Here is a 21,051-nt window from a genome sequence, read left to right as displayed (position 1 = left end):
CACAGGTCATCCATCTGAATGCGAGGTCGGCGGTATGAGCAGTCTTCTGAAGCTGGAAAATATCTGTAAGCGCTACCCGGGGGTGCAAGCTCTCAAGGCGATCAACCTGGAAGTGCAGCGCGGCGAAATTCATGCGTTGCTCGGGGAAAATGGCGCGGGCAAATCGACCCTGATGAAGATCCTTGGCGGGGTCGAGCACCAGGACGAAGGGCAGATCCTGATCGACGGCGAGGCCCGGCAGTTCGCGACCTACCGTGATGCGATTGCCGCCGGTATCGGCATCGTGTTCCAGGAATTCAGCCTGATTCCCTACCTCACGGCAGTGGAAAATATCTTCCTCGGCCATGAGCTGAGCAACCGCTTCGGCCTGTTGCGCAAGCGCGAAATGGTCGAGGCGAGCGAGGCGTTGTTCAAGCGCCTCGGCGTCAGCATCGACCTGCAATGCGCGGTCAAGCACCTGAGTGTGGCCGAGCAGCAGTTCGTCGAGATCGCCAAGGCCCTGGCCCTGGATGCGCGGCTGCTGGTGCTCGACGAACCCACCGCCACGCTGACGCCGAGCGAAGCCGAGCTGCTGTTCGATATCATGCGTGAGCTCAAGCGCCAGGGCGTGGCGGTGATTTTTATCTCTCACCACCTGGAGGAGATTTTCCAGGTGTGCGACCGCATCAGCGTGCTGCGCGACGGCGGCAATGTGGGCGTCACCGATGTGGCCGACAGCGATATCGACCGCCTGGTGGAAATGATGGTCGGCCGCCGCCTGGAATGCAGCTTTCCGCCCAAGCCCAGCAGCGAACGTGGGCCGCTGTTGCTGGAGGTCAAGGACATCCAACTGGTGCGCAACGGTCCCCACAACCACTTTGAATTGCACAAGGGCGAGATTCTCGGCTTTGCCGGCCTGGTGGGTTCCGGCCGTACCGAATTGGCGCTGGGCATGATGGGCGCGCTGCCATCGGTGAGCAAAGACGTATGGCTGCGCGGCGAAAAAATCACCCTTGACGACCCGGCCCAGGCCTTGGCCCATGGCATCGGCCTGCTGCCGGAAAGCCGCAAGACCGAAGGCCTGATCACCGACTTCAGCATTCGCGAAAACATCTCCCTCAACAACCTGCCCAAATACCAGAACGCCAGCGGCCTGATCGACAAGGACAAGGAATGCGCCAGCGTCGAAGCGCTGATGCGCCAGCTGTCGATCAAGGCTCCCAGCGGCGAGAGCCGGGTGTTCAACCTCAGCGGCGGCAACCAGCAGAAAGTCGTGATTGCCCGCTGGATCAACCATCACTGTGACGTGCTGGTGTTTGATGAACCCACCCGTGGCATCGACGTGGGGGCCAAGGCGCAGATCTACGCACTGATGCGCAGCCTCACCGAACAAGGCTACGCAATCATCATGATTTCCTCGGAACTGCCGGAAGTCATCGGCATGTGCGACCGCGTCGCCGTGTTCCATAAAGGCGCCATCGTCAAGGTACTGGAAGCGTCTGCCGTCAATCCTCAAGAGGTCATGCGCCATGCAACAGGGGGCTCAAGTGAATACGTCCATTAATGCCGTGACGCCTGGCCGGCTGCGGCTGAACCTGGCGCGGTTGATTCGCTCACCGGCGTTTTATCCCTTTGTCGGGCTGCTGGTGGTGACGTTGGTGATGATCTTCGCCAGCGATAATTTCCTCACCGCCAACAACCTGTCGAACATTGCGCGCCAGGTGTCGATCAACGCGATTATCGCGGTGGGCATGACCTGCGTGATTCTCACCGGCGGCATCGATTTGTCGGTGGGGCCGGTGATGGCCTTGTCCGGCACCCTGACCGCCGGCTTGATGGTCGCGGGCTTGCCGCCGGGGCTGGCGATTGGCGCCGGGATGCTGGTCGGCGTGGCCTTCGGCATCGGCAACGGCTTGTTTGTCGCCTACCTGCACATGCCGCCGATCATCGTCACCCTGGCGACCATGGGCATCGCCCGCGGGTTCGGCCTGATGTACACCGATGGCTACCCGGTTTCCGGTTTGCCGGAGTGGTTTGGCTTCTTTGGTCGCGAAAGCCTGTTCGGTATTTCGGTGCCGATCCTGATCATGCTGGTGACGTACCTGGCGGCCTATGTGCTGCTGCAACACACCCGCATCGGTCGCTATATCTACGCGATTGGCGGCAATGAGGAAGCGGTGCGCCTGTCCGGTGTGCGGGCGGCGCGCTTCAAGTTGCTGGTGTATGGCATCAGCGGTTTTACCGCCGCGATTGCCGGGCTGGTGCTGACCTCGCGCTTGATGAGTGGCCAGCCGAATGCCGGGGTGTCGTTTGAACTCGACGCGATTGCGGCCGTGGTCCTGGGCGGCGCCTCGATTGCCGGCGGGCGCGGGGTGATTGTCGGCACCTTGCTCGGCGCCATGCTGCTGGGGGTGTTGAACAACGGCTTGAACATGCTCGGGGTCTCGCCCTACGTCCAGAGCGTGATCAAGGGCGGGATCATTTTGCTGGCGATCTTTATCAGCCGTCAGCGCCACAAGTAAACCGGTTATCTCCACGCGGCCATGGTGGCCGCGATGGGTTCTCTCATGCTCAAGAAAGGTCCGCACATCATGGAAAAGCACAACCAAATGCAAGCCGTCGTCTGCCACGGCCCGAAAGACTACCGCCTGGAACGCATCAGCAAACCCCAGGCGCGGGTCAATGAACTGGTGATCCGTATCGCCGCCTGCGGCATCTGCGCCAGTGACTGCAAATGCCACTCGGGCGCTGCGATGTTCTGGGGCGGCGACAACCCGTGGGTCAAGGCGCCGGTGGTGCCGGGGCATGAGTTTTTCGGCTACGTGGTGGAAGCGGGTGAGGGTGCCGAGGAACACTTTGAAGTGAAGGTCGGCGACAAGGTGATCGCCGAGCAGATCGTGCCGTGTGGCAAGTGCCGTTTCTGCAAGTCCGGCAAGTACTGGATGTGTGAAGTGCACAACATCTTCGGCTTCCAGCGTGAAGTCGCCGAGGGTGGCATGGCCCAGTACATGCGCATTCCGAAGACCGCCATTGTGCACAAGATTCCGGAGTCGGTGTCCCTGGAAGATTCGGCGCTGATCGAGCCGATGTCCTGCGCGATTCACACCGTCAACCGCGGTGAGATCCAGTTGGATGACGTGTTGGTGATTGCTGGTGCCGGCACCCTGGGCCTGTGCATGGTGCAGGTGGCGGCGCTAAAAACGCCGAAGAAACTGGTGGTGATCGACATGGTCGACGAGCGCCTGGAACTGGCGAAGCAGTACGGGGCCGACGTGGTGATCAACCCGTCGCGAGACAATGCTCGCGAGATCATCAATAGCCTGACCGACAACTACGGCTGCGACGTGTACATCGAAACAACCGGCGTACCGGCGGGCGTTACCCAGGGCCTGGACTTGATCCGCAAGCTCGGGCGGTTTGTCGAGTTCAGTGTGTTTGGTGCCGAGACCAGCGCCGACTGGTCGATCATCGGCGACCGCAAGGAACTGGACGTACGCGGCGCGCACCTGGGGCCGTATTGCTACCCGGTGGCCATCGACCTGTTCGAGCGCGGCCTGGTGACCTCCAAGGGCATCGTGACCCATGACTTCGGGCTGGATAACTGGGCCGAGGCGTTTGAACTGGCCAACTCGACCAAGTCGATCAAGGTGCTGCTGAAGCCGGTGGTCTGAGATGAACTACGTAATGGGTGTGGACATCGGCACGCAAAGCACCAAGGCGCTGCTGGTGGATGCGGACGGTTTGATCATCGCCCAGCACAGCCAAGGGTATCGCGTGGACACCCCGAAAGTGCGCTGGGCCGAGCAGTGGCCGCAGGTCTGGCTGGATGCGGTCGAGGTCTGCGTCGCCCAGTGCATGGCCAAGGCCGGCGTCGCGAAAGAACAGGTCAAGGCGCTGTGCATCAGCAGCCTGTACGGCGGCTCTGGAATTGCCGTGGACGCGCAGATCACGCCGCTGCACCCGTGCCTGATCTGGATGGACCGGCGCGCGGGCGAGCAAGTGGAGTGGGTGCGCGAGCATGTGGACCTGGAGCGGCTGTTCGCGATTACCGGCAACTCGGTGGACAGCTACTACGGCTTCACCAAGATGCTCTGGCTCAAGCAGCATCAGCCGCAGGTGTGGGCCAACACCCGCTACCTGCTGCCGCCCAACAGCTATATCAACTATTGCCTGACCGGTGAGTTGGCGGTGGATCACAGCAGCGCCGGCAATATCGGTGGCGTCTACGATGTGGTGCAGCGTAGCTGGTCGGCCGAGATGCTGGCGGCGCTTGAGATTCCGTTGGCGATGATGCCGGAGCGCTTGCTGTATTCCAGTGAAGTGGTGGGCGGGTTACTCGAGGAATGGGCGCAGCGATTGGGCTTGTCGGCGGGTACGCCGATCCTTGCCGGAGGCGTGGATGCAGCCATGGCTACATTGGCCGCCGGAGTGACGCGACCGGGCAATCACGTGGCGATGATCGGCACCAGCATGTGCTGGGGTTATCTCAATCAGCAGGTGGACGCGCGCCATGGCCTGGTGAGCATGCCCCACGTCTATAACGGCCATCAGGACCTGTACATCTTCGGCGGTGCGATTACCGCCGGGGCGTCGGTCAGTTGGTTTCGCGAGCAGTTCTGCCAGGCCGAAGAGCAGCAGGCCAGGGACACCGGCCAGGACAGTTTGTGGCTGCTGGAGCAGAGCGCCGCGAAGATCCCGGCGGGCAGTGAAGGGCTGTTGTTCCTGCCGTACCTCATGGGCGAACGCAGCCCGGTGTGGGATGACCGCGCCAGCGGCAGCTTTGTCGGGCTGAACCTGTATCACAGCCGTATCCACCTGTACCGCGCGGTGCTCGAAGGGGTGAGTTTTGCCCTGCGGCACAATATCGAAGCGGGGACCCGTGGGGCGCATTCCCTTGATCCACGGTTGATTGTGGTGGGCGGCGCGAGCCATTCGGATTTGTGGATGCAGATCATTGCGGACATCACCCACTACCCGGTCTACACCATTGTGCAAGAGGTGGAGGCAGCACTGGGCGCGGCGTTGCTGGCGGCCCATGCAGTGGGGTTGGTGGATGATCGGCAGATGGAGAAGGGCTGGGTGCAGTTGGAGCTGCGGGCGGAGCCGGAGGTTGGGAATGTCGGGGTGTATGACCGGGCGTTTGCCAGTTATCTAGAGCTGTATCCGGCGCTGAAACCGGTGATGCACAGCTTGCAATTAAATTAAGCGAACACCGAGCCAAATGTGGGAGCGGGCTTGCTCGCGAATGCGGTGTATCAGTACCAAATTGATTACCTGACCCACCGCATTCGCGAGCAAGCCCGCTCCCACATTGGATCTCCATCGTTTTAGAGATCGTGAACCATGAACGCTACCTTCGACTTCACCCACCAGCGCATCCTCGTCACCGGCGCCAGCAGCGGCATCGGCCGGGAAATCGCTCTGCAATTGATCGCCAGCGGCGCCGAGGTTTTCGCCTTGGGCCGCGACGCCCAATCCCTGGCCCAACTCGGCTGCGCAGCCCTGTGCCTGGACATCGCCAACAGCGCCGCGCTGGACCTGGCCCTGCAAGGTTTGCCGCCGATGCACGGCCTGGTCAACTGTGCCGGCATCTCTCGCCTGGAACCGGCTGCCGCCATCAGCGCCGAAGCCTTCGATCAGGTGATGAACGTCAACGCCCGCGCCGCCGCCCAGGTCGCCAGCCGTATCGCCGCGGCAATGATTGAAGCCAAGATCGCGGGCAGCATCGTCAACGTTTCCAGCCAGGCCTCACTCGTAGCGTTGGACGATCACCTCGGCTACTGCGCTTCTAAGGCCGCACTGGACGCCATCACCCGCGTGCAATGCGCGGAATGGGGACGTTTCGGGATTCGCGTCAACAGCGTCAACCCCACCGTCACCCTCACGCCCATGGCGCAGATGGCCTGGTCGGCGCCCGCCAAGCGCGACCCGGCATTGGCGGCGATTCCCCTCGGGAGGTTTGCCGAAACGGCGGAGGTGGCCCTGCCGGTGCTGTTCCTGCTGAGCGATGCCGCCAGCATGATCAGCGGCGTCAGCTTGCCGATCGATGGCGGGTATACCAGCCGCTAGCCGTTCTCCAGTTTGCCGGCGATCACCACTTTGTCCCGCGGTTTGTGCGGGTCTTCAAGGCGGTCCAGCAGCAGCCGCACCGCGCTGCTGCCGGCCAGTGATGCGTCGTGGGCCACGCAGGCAATCGGCACGCCGAAGATATCGGCGAAGGGCAGGCGGTCGATGCCGCAGATGGTCAGGCTTTCGTGGGGGATGTTGTGCATGCGCAACGCGCGCAAGGCGCCGAGGGTGATCAACTGATTGAAGCCCATGATCGCGTCCGGCGCCGAATGCTCGGCCAGGTAGTCGAGGGTGTGCAGGTAGGAGGGCATCAGTGTGTAGTCGCCGGCACACACTTCGACGTGCACTTGAGGGTGCTCGGCCAGGACTTCTTTCAGGCCCTTGAGGCGCTCCATGGTGATGCGCGAATGCTCCGGCCCGGTCAGCACCAGCAGGCGCTTGAGATTCGGGGTTTGCCGCACCAGGTACTGCGCTGCCTCGATGCCGCTGTGGTAGTTATCCAGCACCACGCGGCTGAACGGGCTCTCGTGGATGGTGCGGTCGAGCAATACAACCGGCGTCTTGCCGTTGGCCAGGCGCTCCAGGTAATCGGGCTGGTAGCTGGGCTCATCGGAGACCGGCGACAGGATGATTCCCGCCACGCGGTAGCCCAACAGGGTGTCGACTGCCTTGCTTTCCAGTTCTTCCAGCTCGTCGGTGTCCACCAGCATGATGGTGTAGCCGTGCTTTTTCGCCTCGCGGGAAATCGCCTTGATCATCTCGCTGTAGAAGGGGTTGTCCACCGAAGCGGTGATCACGCCGATGATCAGGCTTTCGCTGCGCTTGAGCCCGCGGGCGAAGGCGTTGGGCACGTAGTCCAGCTCCCGCGCCACCTCGAGAATCCGCGCCAGGGTGGCGGGCTTGACCAGGTCGGGTTTGCTCAGCGCCCGGGACACCGTGATGGTGGTCATGTTGACCCGTTTGGCGATGTCGCTGATGGTGACGGATTTTTTCTTGTTCATCGGCAGGGGGAAACCAGGAGAAAACAACCTGAGGCTACCATGTGCACGGCTTCAAATCACCGGATCCCAGCGCTGCGACCAATCCTTTTCCGCCTCCACCACCGCTCGCAGCAAGGCCAGTGCCTGTTGCAAAACCGCCGAGTCGCGCTCGCGGGAATACACCAGGTACGTCGGAAAACTGAACTCCGGCGCCTTGGGTACCCGTTCCATCACGCCGCTGTCCAGGTAGCTCTGCACCACCCGCGTGCGGAAATACCCGGCGCCGCCGTTCTCAAGAATGTACTGCAACGCCAACGGCCCCAGATTGAAACTTAGAGCTGCGCGGGCCTTTTCCGGCAGCGCCGCATCGTGTTGTTGGCGAAAGCCCTGGCCCCAGTCGATATACACGTAGGGCTCGGGCCGCGCCGCCAGTTGCACCAGGATCAGCTTTTCTTCCAGCACCTGCTCCACCTGCAACCCCGGCCAGTATTGCGGCTGGAACACCAGTGCAGCGTCCAGCACGCCCAGCTCCAGCTGACGCAACAGGTATTCGCCTTCGCGAATCTCGGTGCGCAAGGCATGACCGGGGATGTGTTCACGCAGGGCCTGGGCCCAGCCGAGCATCAACGGGTTGCACAGGCTGACTTCGCCACCGATGTGCAGCACGTTGCGGTAACCATCGGGCAACGGCAGGTCGCGGCGGGCGGCTTCCCAGGTTTGTACCAACTGGTTGGCGTAGACCACGAAGGCTTCGCCGTCCGGGGTCAGGCGGGCACCGGCGCGGTTGCGCACGAACAGGGTGCTGTTGAGCTGGCTTTCGAGGTTTTTGACGCGGGCGGTGATCGCGGTCTGGGTGACGTGCAGCTTCTCGGCCGCCGCGGCGAGGCTGCCGCAGCGGGTGATTTCGAGGAAGGTGCGTGCCAGTTCGATGTCCATAAAAGCCCCTTGGATGATAGGAGGCATTGTAGGGGCTGATGATCGGAATACGGACAAAAATGTGGGAGCGGGCTTGCTCGCGAAGGCGGTGTGTCAGTCACCGGATGCCTTGACTGATACACCGCCTTCGCGAGCAAGCCCGCTCCCACAGTTTGATTGCATTTCAGGTTGGGGTTTTTGGGGCTTGCAAGTGCGAGGTCGGGAAAGCCTTGGCATACGCCTGGCAAACCCTCAGCACCTGCTCATCCGCAAACCGCGCCCCCACCACATGCAACCCCACCGGCAACCCATTCGCGGCCAACCCGCACGGCACCGACGCTGCCGGTTGCTGGGTCAGGTTGAAGGGATAGGTAAACGGCGTCCATTCCATCCACTCCCCAAGGCCCGAACCCGGCGGTACGTTATGCCCGGCCTCGAACGCGGTGATCGGCATCATCGGCGAAACCAGCACATCGTAATGTTCATGGAACGCCGCCATGCGCGCGACCAGCGCAGCCCGTGCTTCCAGCGCCGCACTGTAGTCACTGAGGCTGATCTGCTCGCCCAGTCGGGCAATGCGCAGCAACCCCGGGTCCATCAGTTGCCGTTGCGCATCGCTCAACGGCCCGGCCAGGCGTGCCGCGCCGGCGAACCACAGGGTATTGAACACCTCCAGCGGATCACTGAACCCCGGATCAATCTGTTCAACATGGGCACCCAACTGCACCAGACCTTCGACCGCCTGGGCGACGACGCGGGCCACTTGCGGGTCCACGTCCACATAGCCGAAATTCGGGCTGTAGGCGATACGCAGGCCCTTCAAGTCAGCCCCGGCCTGCAACCATGGCGTGGTCCGTGGCGCGCCGATCAAACCGTCCCGCGGGTCCGGCTGGGCGATGGTTTGCAGCATCAGCACCGAGTCTTCCACGGTGCGGGTCATCGGCCCCAGGTGGGACAGAATGGTCATCGAACTGGCCGGCCATTGCGGCACGTAACCGAATGTCGGCTTGATGCCAAAGGTGCCGGTGAAGGCGCAGGGAATCCGGATCGAGCCTCCGGCATCGCTGCCCTGGTGCAGCACGCCCAGGTTCAAGGCCGCTGCCGCACCGGCACCGCCGGACGAACCGCCCGCCGTCATGCGCGTGTTCCACGGGTTGCGGGTAATCCCATACAACGGATTATCCGTGACGCCTTTCCAGCCGAACTCCGGCGTGGTGGTCTTGCCCAGCAGCACCGCGCCGGCCTTGCGCATGAAGGCCGAGAAGGGCGCATCCACATCCCACCGGCCCTCGGCGGAGGTGGTGCGCGAACCCTTGCGCGTCGGCATGCCGATGGTCTGCGTCAGGTCCTTGATGGACGCCGGCACACCGTCCAGCGCGCCGCACGGCTGGCCCTTGAGCCAGCGCTGTTCCGAGGCTCGGGCCGCGTTCAAGGCGCCTTCCGGGTCGACGTGGCAGTAGGCGTTGACCGCCGGGTTGTAGCGTTCGATTCGCAGCAATGCATCTTCGGTGACTTCCACCGGCGACAGGCTTTTATCCCGATAGAAAGCCAGCAGCTCAACAGCGGTCAGGTTGGCGATATCCGTCATGCCGCTTTCCCTCCTTGCGCCGCGTTGACCATGGCCCGCAGCAACACGGCGCAGCCCGCTGCCAGGTCATCCGGTGCGGCGTTTTCGATTTCGTTGTGGCTGATGCCGCCTTCGCATGGCACAAAAATCATCCCGGCCGGGCCCAGTTCGGCGACGAAGATCGCGTCATGCCCGGCGCCGCTGACGATGTCCATATGGCTCAGGCCCAGGGCGCTTGCACCCTCGCGCACGGCGTTGACGCAGGCGGGGTTGAAGTCCAGCGGCGGGAAGTCGGCAGTAGGCGTCAGTTCAAAGCTCAGGCCGTGTTGCTCGGCAGTCGCTTCGATCACCTGGCGCACTTCGTCGACCATCGCTTGCAGCTTGTCGGCGTGCAGGTGGCGCAGGTCGATGGTCATGTGCACTTGGCCGGGAATCACGTTGCGTGAGCCAGGGTGCAAGCTCAGGCAACCGACAGTGCCGCAGGCATGGGGTTGCTGTTCGTGGGCGATGCGATTCACCGCGCTGACCACTTGCGCCGCGCCTACCAAGGCGTCTTTGCGCAGGTGCATCGGGGTGGGGCCGGCATGAGCTTCGACGCCGGTGAGGGTCAGGTCGAACCACTTCTGGCCCAGGCAGCCCATGACCACGCCGATGGTGGTGGCTTGGTCTTCCAGCACCGGGCCCTGTTCGATATGCGCCTCGAAATAGGCACCCACCGGATGGCCCAGCACGGTGCGGGAACCGGCATAGCCGATGCGCTGCAATTCGGCGCCCACCGACAGGCCGTGCTCGTCCTGTTTGTCGAGGGTTTCCTGCAAGTCGAATTTACCGGCGAACACCCCGGAACCCATCATGCACGGCGGGAAACGCGAGCCTTCTTCGTTGGTCCACACCACCACTTCGATCGGTGCTTCAGTCTCTATATTCAAATCGTTAAGGGTGCGGATCACTTCCAGGCCGGCCATCACGCCATAGCAGCCGTCGAACTTGCCGCCGGTAGGCTGGGTGTCGATATGGCTGCCGGTCATCACCGGCGCCAGTGCCGGATTACGCCCGGCGCGGTGGGCAAAGATATTGCCGATGGCGTCGATGCTGACGCTGCAGCCGGCCGCCTCGCACCATTGCACAAACAGGTCGCGGGCCTGGCGGTCAAGGTCGGTGAGGGCCAGGCGACATACGCCACCTTTTGGCGTGGCGCCCAGGCGGGCGAGGTCCATCAACGATTGCCACAGGCGGTCGCGGTTGATCAGCGGGGCGTTGCTCTGGAGCGGTTGCGCAAAACTATTCATCAGCAGTCTCCGGTCAGGCACTCAGGGCCAGGTAACGGTTCTTGATCGTCGGGTCGGCGCGGAAGGCTTCGGCACTGCCTTCGTACACCACGCGGCCTTGTTCGAGGACGTAATGGCGGTCGGCGAGCTTGTCGCAGACCATCAGGTTCTGTTCCACCAGCAGCACCGGCAGGCCGTCTTCCTTGACCTTGCGCAGGATCTTCACCAGTTCGTCGACGATCACCGGCGCGAGGCCTTCGGTGGGTTCGTCGAGGATCAGCAGCTTCGGATCGTTGAGCAGGGCGCGGGCGATGGCGAGCATCTGTTGCTCGCCGCCAGACAGTGCGTGGCCGGCGTTTTTGCGGCGCTCCTTGAGACGCGGGAACATGCCGTACACGTCTTCCATCTGCCAGCGGCTGGTTTTGCGCACCGCGATGCGCAGGTTTTCCTCGACGGTCAGCAGGCGGAAGATCCCGCGATTCTCCGGTACCAGTGCCAGGCCCTGACGGGCGATTTCGAAGATTTTCTGCCCCACCAGCGGCTGGCCGTTGAAGTGAATCTGGCCCTGGCGCGGGCAGATAATCCCGAGGATGCTGCGCAGGGTGGTGGTCTTGCCGGCACCGTTGCGCCCCAGCAGGGTCACCAGTTCGCCGGGATTGACGGTCAGGGACACGCCTTCAAGGACATGGCTCTTGTCGTAGTAGGAATGGATATTGTCGACGGTCAGCATCAGGCGGCTTCTCCCAAATAGGCGGTGCGCACGCGCTCGTCGGCGCGCACGAATTCCGGTGTGCCTTCCACCAGGATCTGGCCGTGGCTCATCACGGTGATGCGTTGGCTGATGGACATGACGATGCTCATGTTGTGCTCGATCAGCAGCACGGTATGGTCGCGGCCGAGGTCGCTGATCAGTTGGGTCATGATCGGGATGTCGTCGATGCCCATGCCCGATGTGGGTTCGTCGAGCATCAGCAGCTTGGGTTTGGAGCAGATCGACATGCCGACTTCCAGCACCCGTTGCTGGCCGTGGGACAACTCGCCGGCCAAGGTGTCGGCGCGGGCGGTGAGTTGCAGGCGTTCCAGCACCTGGTCGGCCATCTCCAGGTGTTCGCGCTTGCTGTCGACCCGGCGCCAGAAGTTCAGGGCGCGGGCACCGTCGCGGCCCTGGGCGGCCAGGCGCAGGTTCTCGCGCACGCTGAGGTTCTGGAACAGGCTGGTGAGCTGGAACGAGCGGGCCATGCCCAGGCCGACGCGGCCGTGGGCCGGTTTGCGCATCAGGTTCTTGCCGTCGAAATGAATCGCCCCGGCAGTGGCCTGGCGTTCGCCGGTCAGGCAGTGGAACAGGCTGGTCTTGCCCGCGCCGTTGGGGCCGATGATGGTGTGGATGGTGCCGGCTTCCACCTTGAGGTTGACGCCGTTCACCGCGTGGAATGCGCCGTAGGCCAGTTCCAGGTTTTTGGTTTCCAACAGGATGCTCATGACAGCTTCTCCTTGCTCACAACGTCGGCCTTGCGGCTGCCGCGCACACGTTCGAACAGGGTCGACAAGCCGCCCCACAAACCGCCGCGCATGAAGATCACCACCAGGATCAGAATCACCCCCAGCAGCATGAGCCAGCGCGGCCACAGGTCAGACAGGAAGTCCCCCAGCAGCACGATGGAGCCGGCGCCCAGCAAGGAGCCGAACAGCGACCCGGTGCCGCCGACGATGGTCATGATCAGGATGTTCTCGGACATCGCCAGGTCGATATTCGACAGCGGCACAAAGTGCAGCAGCATCGCGTACAGCGCCCCGGCAATCCCGGTCACGGCGCCAGACAGTACGAACACCAGTATCTTGAAGTGGCGGGTGTCGTAGCCGATGGCTGAAGCGCGGGTTTCGTTTTCGCGAATCGCCATCAACGTGCTGCCGAATGGCGAGGCGATCACCCGGCGCGCGCCGATGAAGATCAGCAGGAACAGCACCGCGACAAACCCGTAGAACGCGCGGGCATCGGTGAGGGACAACAGCACCGTGTCACCGATGCGGATTTCCGGGCGCGGCACGCTGAGCAGGCCGTTGTCGCCGCCGGTCCAGTCGCTCAGGGTGTAGGCGACGAAGTAGGCCATCTGGCTGAAGGCCAGGGTCAGCATCACGAAGTAAATGCCGGTGCGGCGGATCGCCAGGGCGCCCACCAGAAACGCCAGGAAACCACCGGCGACCGCAGCGCCCAGCAATGCGCTGAACAGGCCCAGTTGCAGGTGGATCATCAGCAACGCCGCGCAGTAGGCGCCGGCCCCGAAGAAGATGCCTTGGCCGAACGACAGCAGCCCGGTGTAACCCAGCAGCAGGTTGCAGGCGAGGGCCGCCATGGCAAAGATCAGGATCTCGGTGGCCAGGGTCGCCGAGGGCAAAATCAACGGTAAGCCGATCAATACCGCCAGCACCAACAGCAGCATGTAGCGCGACTGGGTTTTGGCGAACGGCAGGGGATTTTTCTCGCTCATGTCAGGCTCTCCCGAACAGGCCGTAAGGGCGCACCAGAATCACCACGGCCATTGCACCGTAGATCATCAGGCTCGCGCCCTGGGGCCAGAGTGTGGTCATCAGGCTTTGCACCACGCCGACCAACAGGCCGCCGACCAGTGCGCCGCTGAAGGAACCCATGCCGCCAATCACCACCACCACGAAGGCCACGCCGAGGATTTCCGGGCCGACAAAGGGCTGGGCGCCGCGCAACGGCGCGAACAGCACACCGGCAACGCCGGCCAGGGCCACGCCGAGGGCGAAAGTCATGGAGAACAGGCGGAAAATGTTGGTGCCCAACAAGGACACGGTTTCCGTGCTTTCACTGCCGGCGCGCACCAGGGCGCCGAAGCGCGTGCGTTCCAGCAGCAGCCACAGGCCAAGGCCAACGAGGCCGGAGAACACGATCAGGAACAGCCGGTAGTAGGGGTAGACGAAATCGCCGACCACCAGTACCCCGCGCAGTAATTCCGGCACGGCGACGCTTTTGCCCACCGGGCCCCAGATCATCACGCTGGCTTCCTGGATGATCAGGGCGATGCCCAGCGTTACGAGGATCTGGAACATGTGCGGCAAGTGATAAATCCGCTGGATCAATAATCGCTCGATCACCCAGGCCAGCGCGGCCACCACCAGCGGCGCAATCAGCAGTGCCAGCCAGAAGCTGCCGGTGAGGCTGACGGCGGTGTAGCAGATGTAGGCACCCAGCAAAAAGAACGCACCGTGGGCGAAGTTGACGAAGTTCAGCAAGCCGAAAATGATCGTCAAGCCGACCGCGATCAGGAAGTAAATCATCCCAAGGCCCAGGCCGTTGAGAATCTGGAACAGGTAAAGATTAAGCATGCAGGAACCCTCGGCAGGTGGCCGCGTGAGCGGCCCTGCGCTGTGTCACCAGTAGATTTTCAGCGGATCAGCCGAGCACGCAGCCCGTGGCTTCCACCGGTGGAAACGACTGACCGGAGCTGAGCACCTTGGCCAGGTCGTCCTTGTCGGCCATATCGGCGGCGGCCTTGCCTACCAGCAGGTAGTAATCCTTGATCACCTGATGGTCGCCGGCGCGGATCGATTCCTTGCCAGTGGGGCCTTCGTAGCTCAAGCCCTGCATGGCCTTAGCCACGGTCGGGCCGTCGAAACTGCCAGTGGAGATGATGGTTTCGAGCATGACCTTGGTGCTGATGTAGTCAGCGGCCAGCGGGTAGGTGGGGTTGATGCCGTATTTGGCCTTGGTCAGTTTCACCAAATCGCGGTTGAGCGGGGTGTCGACCTGATGCCAGTACTGCGCGCCGAGGTACACGCCTTCCAGTACGTCACTGCCCAGCTCCTGAAACTGATCGAGGCCGGCGGACCACACCAGCAGCACTTTCATGCGCTCCTTGATGCCGAAGTTCACCGCTTGGCGCAGGGTGTTGGACGACTGGCTGCCGAAGTTCAGCAGCACCAGCACATCGGGTTTGGCGGCGATTGCGTTGGTCAGGTAACCGGAGAATTCCTGTTCCTGCAGCGAGTGGTAGCTGTTGCCGGCGTGTTCCAGGCCATGCTCGGCCAGCACCGATTTGGCGCCTTCGAGCAGGGCTTCACCGAACACGTATTGCGGGGTGATGGTGTACCAGCGCTTGGCGTCGGGCAGCAGCTTGATCAGCGGCACGATGGTCTCGCGGATCGCACCGTAAGTCGGTACCGACCAACGGAAGGTGGCGCTGTTGCAGTCCTTGCCGGTGACTTCATCGGCGCCCACCGGGGTCATGAACACGCCACCGGCCTTGCTCACTTCCTTGGCCACCGCGAGTGCCGAAGACGACAGGGTACAGCCCTGGAAGAAGCGTGCACCGTCCTGCTGGATTGCTTCCTGGACCTTGCGCACGGCCTTGCCGGCGTTGCCTTCGGTGTCGATCACCTTGTAGACCAACGGGCGACCGAGCAGCTCGGGGTGTTGTTCCACCGCGAGGCGTGAACCCATGTCGGCAAATTTGCCATAGCTGGCAAAGGCGCCAGACATGGACTTGAGGCCGTAAAAGGTAAAGGGCTCGGCGGCGAATGCAGAACGCACGCTCAGCGGAAGGCTGAGGGCGGCTGCGGCGGTGAGACTGGCTTTCAACAACGTACGACGCTGCATGGGGTGACTCCCTGGATTAGTTATTGGCAGGAGTGGCAATGGCGATACGGTGGAGCACGGCCTGTGGTCAGGCCTTTTATTGGGGGTTGGGGGGTGTCAGTGGTTGTGATCGAACTCCAGTAGAAAGTGCGGGCTGACTTCACCTTCAAGGGCGGTCATGTGGTGTTCGGCGTCGCACATGTGTTCGTGCATCAGGCTGCGTACGGTGGCTTCGTCTTCGGCTCGGAAGGCGATCAGCAGTTGCTTGTGGTAGTCGAGGTTGGCGGCGTCGAATTGCTTGCGCTTGGGTTTGTAGGCTTTTTTCAGGACGACCAGGTCGCGCAGCAGGTCGTTGAGGAATTGCGCCATGAAGCTCAGTAGCGGGTTGGGGCATGCCTTGGCCAGCAGGTTGTGGAATTCGAGTTCGGCGATGCGTTGTTCGCGTTGGCCGGCTTCGCTGTCTTCGGGGGCGCTGCAAAAGTCGACGTTGTCCTGGAGGGCGCGGTAGTCGTCTTCGCTCAGGTGGCCCAGCACGGAGACGGCGAGTTCGACTTCGATGACTTTGCGCAGTTGGTAGACCTGTTCGCCGTCCAGGTGTTGGAAGTGCAGGTAGTTGCGCAAGGCGCGGCTGGCGGGTTCGGTGCCGGCCTGGTTGAGGTAGGCGCCGCCGCTGGGGCCGGTGCGGGTGTTGACCAGGCCTTCGACTTCCAGCGCCTTGAGGGCTTCGCGGGCGGAGCCTTTGGAGCACTGGAAGCTTTCCATCAGCTCGCGTTCGGTGGGCAAACGGTCGCCGGGTTTCAGGGCATCGGTGACGATTGAGCGTTTGACCGACTCGACGATGACGTCGGAGAGCTTCTGGCGTTTGCGGCGCAACGGGCGGCTTAGCATGGTGGTTGATTGATCCTATTAATGCGCATTAATAGTACTTAATAGGGGTTTGGGGTGGGGCGTCAACGGAGGGGGTCGTTTTTGGTTTGGATGGGTCGTAAATGGGGTGGGGGTGTATATCCGTTGCTGCGGTCAGGGCCGCTTATGGTTCCGCCCTTACGGCGGCTCACTTTTGAACAGCGCAAAAGTAAGCAAAACGCTCTTGCCCCACCACTCGGCTCCTCGCCTAGGCTCGGAGTGCCCTCACTCCGGCTTTGGAGCGTGGGCCGCCGCGATGGGCCATCCTTGGCCCAGCGCGGCTAACCCGGCGTCCTGCCGGGTTACCCACGCTCCAAAGCCTGCGTTCGGCCAGCGTGGTTTGACGGGGCGCCTAAGATCAAGATCAACAGCAGATCAAGGGCACAGCGGCCTACAGGCCGGCTTGAGTGTGGTGAAGCAACAGCGAAATCAAGAGCGGGCACAGTCCAAATGTGGGAGCGGGCTTGCTCGCGAAGGTCGTTAACGATGACGCGGGCATTCTGGATGAACGCGGCGTTCTCAGGTTTTTCGCGAGCAAGCCCGCTCCCACAGAAAAGCAGCTCTGCTTTCGCTCTGGATCTTGCCTCTGCTTCTCACACTCAAGCCGGCCTGTAGGCCGCTGTGCTCTGCTTTTGATCTGCTTTTGATCTTGATCTGCAGGCCCCGTTAACCACGATGGCCGCAAGCAGGCACGGTGGAGCGGGTAAATCGGCAGGGAAGCCGATTTAGCCGCGCCGGGCCATGGATGGCCCGTCGCGGCGGCCCGCGGAGACGGGCCGGAGTGCGGGCATGCCGAGCCTAAGCGAGGCACCGAGTGGTGGGGCAAAGACCTTTTGGTTACTTTTGGGGCGTTTGCCAAAAGTGACCCGCTGTAAGAGCGGAACCATAAGCCGCCGTGACCGAAGAAACGGATATGTACACATGAATGGCGCAGTAATTGCGTCCCCCCCCAACCCCAACCCCCCAAAAAAAGGAGCACCCCATGCAACTACGCGCCTTGCGATATTTCCATGAGGTCGCCCGCTGCGCCTCCCTGCGTAAGGCCGCCGAACGTCTTTACGTCACCCCAACCGCCGTCAGCCGCCAGATCGAACACCTTGAACACTTCTTCGGCGCCGCCCTGATTGAACGCGGCCCCCGCGGCATCCGCCTCACCGCCGAGGGCGAATGCCTGGCCGAACAAGTCACATCAACCCTGCGCGGCCTCGACCAGGTGCGCGAAGTCATCGCCAGCCGCCAAAGCCAGGTAGCCGGTAACATCAGCATCCATGTGTCAGAAAGTATCGTTTCCACCGTACTCGCCCCGGTACTCGCCACCTTCTACCGCGCCCACCCCAAGGTCACCTTCAACATCGTGATCGCCAGCGCATCGGCGACCCTCGACGCCCTGTGCAGCGGCGAGGCAGACCTGGGCCTGGCCTTCTACCTGCAAGAGCGCGCCGACGTCGAAGTCACCGCCCACTGCCAGTTATGGCACCGGGTGCTGGTCAGCGCCGAACACCCCTTCGCCCAGCGCGAAAGCATCGAATTGAGCGAACTGCAAGGCCAACCCCTGGCGATTCCCGACTCGGCCTACGGCGTGCGCCAGGCCCTGGAAGTGGCCGCAAAAAAACGTGGAGTCACCCTCGAACCGGTGTTCACCACCAGCTCCCTGGAAGTGCAGAAAAGCCTGGCCCGGCAACGGGCAGCGGTGCTGATTTTGCCCCAGGTAGAGGCAGACGTGCGGGACTTGGGCGACGGCCTGGTCGCCGTGCCGATCGCCGATGAAGACCTCGGCCGCATCCGCATCGACTTGTGCGTCTATCGCAACCGCCCCCGTTCGGTGGCGGTGCTCAAGTGCCAGGAGATGCTGGCGGGGGCGATGCAGCGTTGTTCGCTGAACTGAGGCTTAGAAGATATTGATCGGCATGTTGGCGACGAGGCGGAACTCGTCGTAGCTGCCGTCGATCTGCCCGCCGCTGGCGCGGTGGTTGTAGACGATGCTGCGCAGTACAGTGTTTTTGAGGGTGCCGGACTGGATCACGTAGGCCACCATCAAGCCGTTTTCGTTGTGCTTGGCACCATCCAGGCTGCGCACGTTGTAGCCGGTGTTGTGGCCGTTGCGGTCGCCGTCGTAATGGGTGCCGTCAATGTCCCAACCCTTGGCGTGCCACAGGCTGGCGGTGAGGCCGGGCACGCCGTAGGCGGCGAAGTCCAGGTCGTAGCGCAGTTGCCAGGATTTTTCGTTGGGGCCGTTGTAGTCCGAGTACAGCGAGTTGGCCATGTAGTTGCCGGTGGATTCCCACACGTAGTCGAAGTATTCATTGCCGAAGACCTGCTGCCAGGCCAGGGTCAGGCTGTGGGCCAGGTGCGTGGCGGTGAAGGCCAGGCTGGCGGCGTTGTTGTCGATGTAGCCGAGGTTTTTGTCCCCCGAATCGCTGGTGTGGTAGTAGTTGAAGGCGGTCTTCAAGGCGATGTCGCTTTTGTCGCCGATGCGGTGGGTCAGGCCGACATAGGTCTGGTCCCACATGTCTTCGAAGCGCGAGGCGTAGACGCTGGCTTCCAGCCCGTAACCCGGCTTGACCGTGGCCCCCAGGTAGCTGATGCGCGCGCCGCTGTAGGCGCGGTTGCCGAAGGTGGTGGTGAGCTTTTCGGCGCCAGTGCCGGTGCGCGGGATCGCCCGCTCGAAGCTGCCGCCCTGCACCGACAACCAGTCGAATTCGTTGCTGAACAGGCCCACGCCCTGGAAGCTGGAGGGCAGGGCACGGTTGTCCTTGTAGCGCAGGATCGGGTTGTCGGTCATCAGCCGGCCCGCCTTGATCTCGGTGCTGGACAGGCGCAAACGCACGTCGCCCACGCCCAGGCGGCTCCAAGTGGGAATCGCATCGCCGTCGCCGTCCACCAGTACTCGGTCGCCACCATTGGCCACCTTGCCGTGGCCACGCTCCAGGTTGACCGCACTGAAGATCCCCGCGTCCACACCCACGCCGATCAGGCCCTGGGTGTAGCCGGAGCTGTACTTGAGCATGCTGGTCTGCACCCAGGTTTCACGCACGCGGGTGGGCTCGATGCCGCCGGGTTTCTTGATGCTCAGGTGGGTGGTGCGTTTGGTGTGCTGGTTGGAATAGTAGTGCCGCAGGTTCAGGTCCAGGGTGCTGCCTTCAAGGAAGCCCGGTGCGTTGGCTTGAGCGTTCTCTTGGGCGAAAGCCTGGGTGCTGGAAGCCAGGGTGACGGCCAGCAAAAGACGTGGATACATGGTAAATCCCCATACAAATCAGACGTAAGGCGACCGTCCCGGCAGGCCCTTGGGCGCTGCCGGTCGGTGGCGAAAAGACGCGGGACAGTGGGAAAAGGTATTCAGCGAACCGGGGCTTCTGTGAGCCGGGTTTCGCGGGCCGGGCTGCCGGGCAGCGACGGGCGGGTTTCCTTGGCGAACCAGGCGGCGGTGAGGCACACCAGGTTGGCGATCAGCAGGTACCAGACCGGCGACATTGGATCGCCGGTGGTGCCGATCAGCCAGGTAATGATGATCTGCGCGGTGCCGCCAAACGCCGCCACACCGAAGGCGTAGACGATGGAGAAACCGGTGGAGCGCACGGATTTCGGAAAGCTTTCCACCAGCAACACGATCAACGCTGCGCCGCTCATGCCGTGCAGGCCCGAAAGTACCGCGAGGGTCAGCAGGAAGGTCGCCGGGCTGGGGTGCTCGGTCATCAGTTGCAGGGCCGGGAACAGGATCAACAGCAACACCACCCGCGGTGTCATCAGGATCACCCGGCGCCCGAAGCGGTCGCAGAGCATTCCGCCGGCCACCGCACACACGGCCATGGCGGCGCCCGCCACCAGGGTCGAGAGCATGGAGATGCTGGTGGGCAGCTTCAGCTCGGTGAGGGCGAAGGTGGTCATGTAGTTGAGGAAGTACTGGGTGATGGTGCTGCCGGAAAGGATCAGCAGCCCCAGCACCAGCGCCCGTCGGTGCTTGCCGCAGACTTCCCGCACCAGGTCGCCGGTGCTGGTCTGCTCGCCGTGGCCGTGGAAGGTTTCGGCGAGGTTGCGACGGATGTAAATGCCGATCGGCAATACCAGCAGGCCGAACACAAACGGTACGCGCCAGCCCCAGCTGTTGAGGTCTTCGGGGGACATGACTTTGGTCAGGGTAAAACCCACCAGCCCGGCCACCATGGCTGCGACGCCCTGGGCAACCACTTGCCAGCAGGCGTACGTCCCGCGTTTGTGGGGCGGTGCCGCTTCGAGGATGTAGGTGGTGGCGGGGCCGGCTTCACCGCCCCAGGCCAGGCCCTGGATCATGCGGGTGACTACCAGCAGGATCGGCGCCGCGATGCCGATGGTCTCGTAGCCGGGCAATATCGCGATGCTGCCGGTGCCCACGGCCATCATCACCAGGGTCAACAGCATCGCCGGTTTGCGCCCGACGCGGTCGGCATAGGCGCCGATCAGCACCGCGCCCAGCGGCCGGACGATAAAGCCGATACCGAACGCGGTAACCGACAGCATCAAGCTGACGAAGGCGCTGTCGGACGGAAAAAACGTGTGGCCGATCATCACCGCAAAGGTTGCGTACACACCAAAGTCGAAAAACTCCACGGCGTTACCCAGGACCACGGCGAAGATGCTCTTTTTGCCGGCGTCCGGGGACGGTGTTTCGGGTGCGTGATCAGGATCGGATCGTGTCAATTGCTCGGTGTGCATACCAGCCCCTCGATTTTAGTTATAGGTCGTCCGAGCTCCTGGCCGAGTAGGCCCGGAGCTGGCGTGTGGGTGGGCAGTTCT

Annotated in this window: 18 protein-coding genes; 6 read left to right on the top strand and 12 right to left on the bottom strand. The window is 62.8% G+C overall.

What is annotated here, in order from left to right; translation table 11 throughout:
* The first annotated feature begins 34 nt into the window (after positions 1-34).
* The 5 genes from HBJ59_RS29535 (at position 35) to HBJ59_RS29515 (ending at position 6,048) form a co-directional block, all read left to right on the top strand.
* Positions 35-1,543 (top strand): sugar ABC transporter ATP-binding protein, encoded by a 1,509-nt coding sequence (locus HBJ59_RS29535; RefSeq protein WP_167665595.1) that lies wholly within the window; start codon positions 35-37, stop codon positions 1,541-1,543.
* Positions 1,509-2,501 carry an ABC transporter permease gene (locus HBJ59_RS29530; protein ID WP_076016153.1) on the top strand — a complete coding sequence of 331 codons (993 nt, stop codon included), beginning with the start codon at positions 1,509-1,511 and terminating at the stop codon, positions 2,499-2,501. The genes HBJ59_RS29535 and HBJ59_RS29530 overlap by 35 nt, the downstream gene beginning before the upstream one ends.
* A 69-nt stretch (positions 2,502-2,570) precedes the next feature.
* Positions 2,571-3,650, top strand: a complete 1,080-nt coding sequence (locus HBJ59_RS29525) for an alcohol dehydrogenase catalytic domain-containing protein (protein WP_167665594.1) — start codon at positions 2,571-2,573, stop codon at positions 3,648-3,650.
* A gap of 1 nt (position 3,651) precedes the next feature.
* Positions 3,652-5,184 (top strand): FGGY-family carbohydrate kinase, encoded by a 1,533-nt coding sequence (locus HBJ59_RS29520; protein ID WP_167665593.1) that lies wholly within the window; start codon positions 3,652-3,654, stop codon positions 5,182-5,184.
* 138 nt (positions 5,185-5,322) lie between these two features.
* Positions 5,323-6,048, top strand: coding sequence for an SDR family oxidoreductase (locus HBJ59_RS29515; RefSeq protein WP_167665592.1), 726 nt, complete (start codon positions 5,323-5,325; stop codon positions 6,046-6,048).
* Here HBJ59_RS29515 and HBJ59_RS29510 read toward each other — a convergent pair.
* The 10 genes from HBJ59_RS29510 to HBJ59_RS29465 form a co-directional block, all read right to left on the bottom strand.
* Positions 6,045-7,049 carry a LacI family DNA-binding transcriptional regulator gene (locus HBJ59_RS29510; protein WP_167665591.1) on the bottom strand — a complete coding sequence of 335 codons (1,005 nt, stop codon included), beginning with the start codon at positions 7,047-7,049 and terminating at the stop codon, positions 6,045-6,047. The genes HBJ59_RS29515 and HBJ59_RS29510 overlap by 4 nt on opposite strands.
* A 51-nt stretch (positions 7,050-7,100) precedes the next feature.
* Entirely contained in the window at positions 7,101-7,964 is an 864-nt protein-coding gene (locus HBJ59_RS29505) for a LysR family transcriptional regulator (protein WP_167665590.1), read from the bottom strand.
* A gap of 163 nt (positions 7,965-8,127) precedes the next feature.
* Entirely contained in the window at positions 8,128-9,531 is a 1,404-nt protein-coding gene (locus HBJ59_RS29500; protein ID WP_167665589.1) for an amidase, read from the bottom strand.
* Positions 9,528-10,799, bottom strand: coding sequence for a Zn-dependent hydrolase (locus HBJ59_RS29495; protein WP_167665588.1), 1,272 nt, complete (start codon positions 10,797-10,799; stop codon positions 9,528-9,530). Before HBJ59_RS29495 ends, HBJ59_RS29500 begins: the two co-directional genes overlap by 4 nt.
* Positions 10,800-10,812: 13 nt before the next feature.
* A complete protein-coding gene (locus tag HBJ59_RS29490; RefSeq protein WP_008430585.1) occupies positions 10,813-11,508 on the bottom strand; it encodes an ABC transporter ATP-binding protein in 696 nt (231 codons plus the stop codon).
* Positions 11,508-12,257 carry an ABC transporter ATP-binding protein gene (locus HBJ59_RS29485; protein WP_167665587.1) on the bottom strand — a complete coding sequence of 250 codons (750 nt, stop codon included), beginning with the start codon at positions 12,255-12,257 and terminating at the stop codon, positions 11,508-11,510. Before HBJ59_RS29485 ends, HBJ59_RS29490 begins: the two co-directional genes overlap by 1 nt.
* Positions 12,254-13,264 carry a branched-chain amino acid ABC transporter permease gene (locus HBJ59_RS29480; protein ID WP_076016159.1) on the bottom strand — a complete coding sequence of 337 codons (1,011 nt, stop codon included), beginning with the start codon at positions 13,262-13,264 and terminating at the stop codon, positions 12,254-12,256. The genes HBJ59_RS29485 and HBJ59_RS29480 overlap by 4 nt, the downstream gene beginning before the upstream one ends.
* Position 13,265: 1 nt before the next feature.
* Positions 13,266-14,126, bottom strand: coding sequence for a branched-chain amino acid ABC transporter permease (locus HBJ59_RS29475; protein WP_003215751.1), 861 nt, complete (start codon positions 14,124-14,126; stop codon positions 13,266-13,268).
* A gap of 67 nt (positions 14,127-14,193) precedes the next feature.
* Positions 14,194-15,396 carry an ABC transporter substrate-binding protein gene (locus HBJ59_RS29470; protein WP_076016160.1) on the bottom strand — a complete coding sequence of 401 codons (1,203 nt, stop codon included), beginning with the start codon at positions 15,394-15,396 and terminating at the stop codon, positions 14,194-14,196.
* A 96-nt stretch (positions 15,397-15,492) separates the two neighbouring features.
* Positions 15,493-16,263, bottom strand: a complete 771-nt coding sequence (locus HBJ59_RS29465; RefSeq protein WP_076016161.1) for a FadR/GntR family transcriptional regulator — start codon at positions 16,261-16,263, stop codon at positions 15,493-15,495.
* Between the two features lie 1,000 nt (positions 16,264-17,263).
* Here HBJ59_RS29465 and HBJ59_RS29460 point away from each other — a divergent pair.
* Positions 17,264-18,166, top strand: coding sequence for a LysR family transcriptional regulator (locus HBJ59_RS29460; protein ID WP_063028932.1), 903 nt, complete (start codon positions 17,264-17,266; stop codon positions 18,164-18,166).
* A gap of 3 nt (positions 18,167-18,169) precedes the next feature.
* On the opposite strand, the gene HBJ59_RS29455 is transcribed toward HBJ59_RS29460, so the two are convergent.
* Both HBJ59_RS29455 and HBJ59_RS29450 read right to left on the bottom strand, forming a co-directional pair.
* Positions 18,170-19,516: an OprD family outer membrane porin gene (locus tag HBJ59_RS29455; RefSeq protein ID WP_167665586.1), complete on the bottom strand. Its 1,347-nt coding sequence runs from the start codon at positions 19,514-19,516 to the stop codon at positions 18,170-18,172.
* A gap of 101 nt (positions 19,517-19,617) precedes the next feature.
* Positions 19,618-20,970 (bottom strand): citrate-proton symporter, encoded by a 1,353-nt coding sequence (locus HBJ59_RS29450; RefSeq protein ID WP_076016432.1) that lies wholly within the window; start codon positions 20,968-20,970, stop codon positions 19,618-19,620.
* Between the last annotated feature and the right edge of the window lie 81 nt (positions 20,971-21,051).

Origin of the sequence: Pseudomonas sp. AN3A02 (genome assembly GCF_011765255.1) — a bacterium.
Classification (GTDB): Bacteria; Pseudomonadota; Gammaproteobacteria; order Pseudomonadales; family Pseudomonadaceae; genus Aquipseudomonas.
Note: the sequence above shows the minus strand (reverse complement) of the source record. Positions and strands in the feature narration are given on the sequence as shown.